The organism is Lysinibacillus sp. CNPSo 3705, from assembly GCF_028674935.1.
Classification (GTDB): Bacteria; Bacillota; Bacilli; order Bacillales_A; family Planococcaceae; genus Lysinibacillus.
In genome coordinates this window covers 1-3,864 of the sequence record NZ_JAQZSD010000129.1, presented here as the reverse complement: position 1 = coordinate 3,864, position 3,864 = coordinate 1, and the positions used below count along the sequence as shown (strand labels likewise).

The window sequence follows — 3,864 nt, the reverse complement described above, 5'->3', positions numbered from 1 at the left end:
TGTATATACTATGTAATAGTTTCTATATTTTAAAAAAATCCAGCAAGATACCACAAATGTTATTTATGAAAATTCAAAATAAGAAAACGATTATTGCTAAATCAACATTTCAAAGCTATGAATCTTCTAAGCTTAAAATTCTATAATTATTCTGTTCTTTATTCTGTTCTTTATTCTGTTCTTTATTCTGTTATTTTTTATGAAAATTATTATATTATTAAAAATTAAAATGAATCTTAATGAGGGACTTTAAAATTGTTGTAGAATATAATAGGAATAATAGATTATGTTCGTAGATAATTATTATTAAGAAAGGAGTGTGGAGATATGCCTTATGGATATGAAAAGTATAAACTTGAAAAAAGTGATAAAAGTAAAAATACTTTAAAATTCGAAGTAATTGTTATTAAGCAGTTCCTTAGTTTTGTGTCATTAAAATATAAAAAATCAAAAGAGCCTCATGAATTTACTTCAGAAGATGTTCAGGATTTTTTAACTAAGGAAAACGAATCTTGGACTGACCATACCATTTATCGTAAACAAGGACATTTAAAACGCTTCTTTGATTATTTATGGGAAACAAATCAAATTTCATACGATTTTATGGAGAAGTTTAACTATTTCTCTAATAAAAAAGAGAAATCTAAATTCAAGTTTATACAATCCGAGATTAACTATACTTATGAAAAAATGCTTGAGAATAAAACAAAAATATTAACTTCCGATTTGGCTGACAATTCGAAGTTATTGACTGTATTGTATATGAAAGGTATACAATTAATAGATATGTATAATTTAACCATTGATAATTTTGATACATCCCAATTAGATTTAATTGAATTAACATATACGTCAAAATATAACGTTGAGACTAAAATACCTTTTACAGATCCTTTAGATATTGATGTATTACGACGTGCAATAGAAAAAGCAATATTTAAAGGTACTGATTATTTAATTAGTGTTCGTTCTAAAACGGTACAAGGTGAATATGTACAGACAAAACCAATCTCCTCTAGAACATATATAAATTATATTAATGATTTTATAGAAATGCCTTTTCGCTCTGACGAAATAAGGGTTACCTATGTCCAATATTTATTGGAACAAGGAAAATCAACAAGTGAAATTAGTCAATTAATAGGTCGAACGGAAAGCAGTGTTATACATTTATTGCAATCAGCAAAAGAACGAATGAGTACTCTTAACTGAAATATTACGAATATACTTGAAAATATGTAGTTATTACAGTTATGATGAATAGGAAAACGTTAAAATTTATATTTAATTTTGGGAACACCCCAGATGATTTGCGAAACAATTTTGTATTCGCATCATTTGAGGTGTTCTTTTTTTATAAAAAAAGAAAAGGGAACGTGATAAATTTGAATATGTCAATTCCAACGCTAAGAATGACAGAAGATTTGATTGTCGCTGTATTGCTCGGTGATAGTTTCATACAAAATAAATCAGGAAAACACGAACTGAAATTTAGTTTACCTTTAAACAAGCGTAAAATTCTTAAAATGTATATTGAAAAATACCGATTGCAGCATCTTGTTTGCATAGAAGAAGTGATAGATGAAAAGGATACGTACGTAATCAAAGATTCGCTTGTATTAGAAAGGATTATTCGTAATTGGTCAGATGGCACAAACGTAATTGCAATGGACCCAAGATTATTAAGAAACAGCACATATATGCTTTGGTTATGTTTGTTTGGAACAAAAGTAAATAATCAAGTGCTTATAAAACAAAATACACTAACCTTAGATACAAAACATACATTAATTTATTTATTCGAAAAGACAATGAGAACATCTTATTTGAGATTAAATGCTGAAGGCCACTTTAAAGTCCAAGCATTGGATGAATTGCTTTTAACATCAATTATTGAAAATCGGCCGAGTTATGAATCTTTAGCACTCCACGAATTATTAACTGATCATGCAAAAAAAATGTTTTTACAGAAACAAGAAAAAATGAAAGAAGTGAGGGGATATGCTTGTTATTGAAAAGAAAGTGGTTTTTGTTTTCATCTATTGTAATACTATCTAGTTCCGTTTATTTAACTGGGTGTAGTCCTACAAAATTTATTGAAAAAGGAACTACCGAAAAAGAAGAGGCGAAAGATATAAAGAATGATGATTCAAATAAAAAACAAAACTATGATGAAAAAGCTATAAAAGAATCTAAGTCAGGTTCGGAATTTGAAAATATTGCAAATGAGTATGAAATGAGTGAGAGCCAAAAAGATGCATTAGAGAAAAGTGAAAGCAAAAACGCTTTAGATGCTGTTAAACACAACAATTTAGATCAACGAGTAGTAGTTAAAAAAAATGTTCCTTCAATAAAGAGCGAGTTTAAAAATGCAGATGAAGCAAGTCAATTTTTTAGTTATGCATTATTTATGTATTATTCCGAGAATTGGGATGGCTCAACCTTTTACAAAACGATGAAGCCTTACCTTCATAAAGAATTTTCTGATGTATTACCTTCTAAAGATGAAGATCGCGTAAAAATGTACAATTCACTCCAGGAGCTATTTAGAGAACAACTTGGTAATACCATAGAGGAATATGAAATGACTAAACTTTATGATGGTGATTCAGAAGATGAAAGAATATTCTTTAGAAAATACATTCTTTCTAACCGCGAAGAAATATTTTATAAAACAACAATTAAGAAAAATGGAAATGAAGCGTGGCAAATAAAAAATGATGAACCAACAGCGGGCTATCATACAGGACAAGCAAAATTTGCCCCAGCATTTATAGAGAAAAAGAAGGAGAATTAAAATATGAATACACAAGAAGAGTTAACTATTGCTAAGAGACAGGAAGAGGAAGTCACAAAGATATTAGAGAATAAATTAAAAACAGATGAGAAATTTCAACAAAGCTATAAAGATTTAATGATGTTTTACAGCAAAAAAATTATTCAACAAGCTAAGACTACAGAGCAACAAGAAACATTTATTGAGATAATGGAAAACACCGTTACACAACAGTTTTTCCATGGTTATTATTTAATGTCTTTATTAGATAAAGATATGCAAAATAATGCAGAAAATAAAGAGATTTATTTGCAGTATTACAAGCTTCCCAAGGGTATCCTTCAATTTCAAGTAGTTAGCATAATGAATGATTCTTTTAAAAATATTGATGCAAAGTGGTATATGAATACCCCAATTGAACAGTATAATACCTATTTATTAAAAGAGTTACCAGACATTTACGAGCTGTACCAAACAATTTTAAAAGAAATTGCGTGCTATGGAGCATATGTTTTTATGATTGACCAAGAAAGATATGCACCTCCTGCAGAAGATTCAGAGGCAGCTATTATGCTATTAGGATATCCTTATGATATTAAGTTTTTAAATCCACAAGTATATATCAAAGCTTCTTACTATTCTGAGGAACATGAGATGTGGGATGTTTTTAAAATAGGGGATGACAGAGGCCAAGAGAAGTGGGTTGGTACTATTCATATTTCTGCAATACCAATAGGTAATGAAGGTGAAATACGATTCATCTTAAATTTCAGTTTGTCAGTTGATATACGTTTGGATGAGAGAAATTTAATCATTTCTAATCTGTATCATTCACTACCAGAAGAAATAAAAGAGGCTGCTGAGACTAGGGTTTATACAGTTAACGATGTCGATATTGTAGAATTTCCTAAGGTTTAATCTTAAACCAAATGCAGTTATTAGCTTTTACTATTTATTCAAACTTGAACGAATGATTGAAAGAAATACAAAAGCAGCTTTTTCTCACCGTAGAATAAGAAGTAGTAGTAAAAGGAACAACTCCTTGTTACTACTTCTTTTTATTTAAATAACTTTTTATTGTGTATACA

The 3,864-nt window shown here is 28.9% G+C and carries 4 protein-coding genes; all 4 read left to right on the top strand.

What is annotated here, in order from left to right; translation table 11 throughout:
• Positions 1-327 precede the first annotated feature (327 nt).
• Positions 328-1,212, top strand: a complete 885-nt coding sequence (locus PVA17_RS24435) for a hypothetical protein (RefSeq protein WP_274069288.1) — start codon at positions 328-330, stop codon at positions 1,210-1,212.
• A gap of 173 nt (positions 1,213-1,385) precedes the next feature.
• Entirely contained in the window at positions 1,386-2,015 is a 630-nt protein-coding gene (locus PVA17_RS24430; protein ID WP_274069287.1) for a hypothetical protein, read from the top strand.
• Positions 2,012-2,797, top strand: a complete 786-nt coding sequence (locus tag PVA17_RS24425) for a hypothetical protein (RefSeq protein WP_274069286.1) — start codon at positions 2,012-2,014, stop codon at positions 2,795-2,797. The genes PVA17_RS24430 and PVA17_RS24425 overlap by 4 nt, the downstream gene beginning before the upstream one ends.
• 3 nt (positions 2,798-2,800) lie before the next feature.
• A complete protein-coding gene (locus PVA17_RS24420; RefSeq protein WP_274069285.1) occupies positions 2,801-3,694 on the top strand; it encodes a hypothetical protein in 894 nt (297 codons plus the stop codon).
• Positions 3,695-3,864: the final 170 nt, after the last annotated feature.

Bases quoted from the DNA above. Each gene is read 5' to 3' on its own strand.
- PVA17_RS24435 (WP_274069288.1), top strand. From the start codon at position 328: ATGCCTTATGGATATGAAAAGTATAAACTTGAAAAAAGTGATAAAAGT.
- PVA17_RS24420 (WP_274069285.1), top strand. From the start codon at position 2,801: ATGAATACACAAGAAGAGTTAACTATTGCTAAGAGACAGGAAGAGGAA.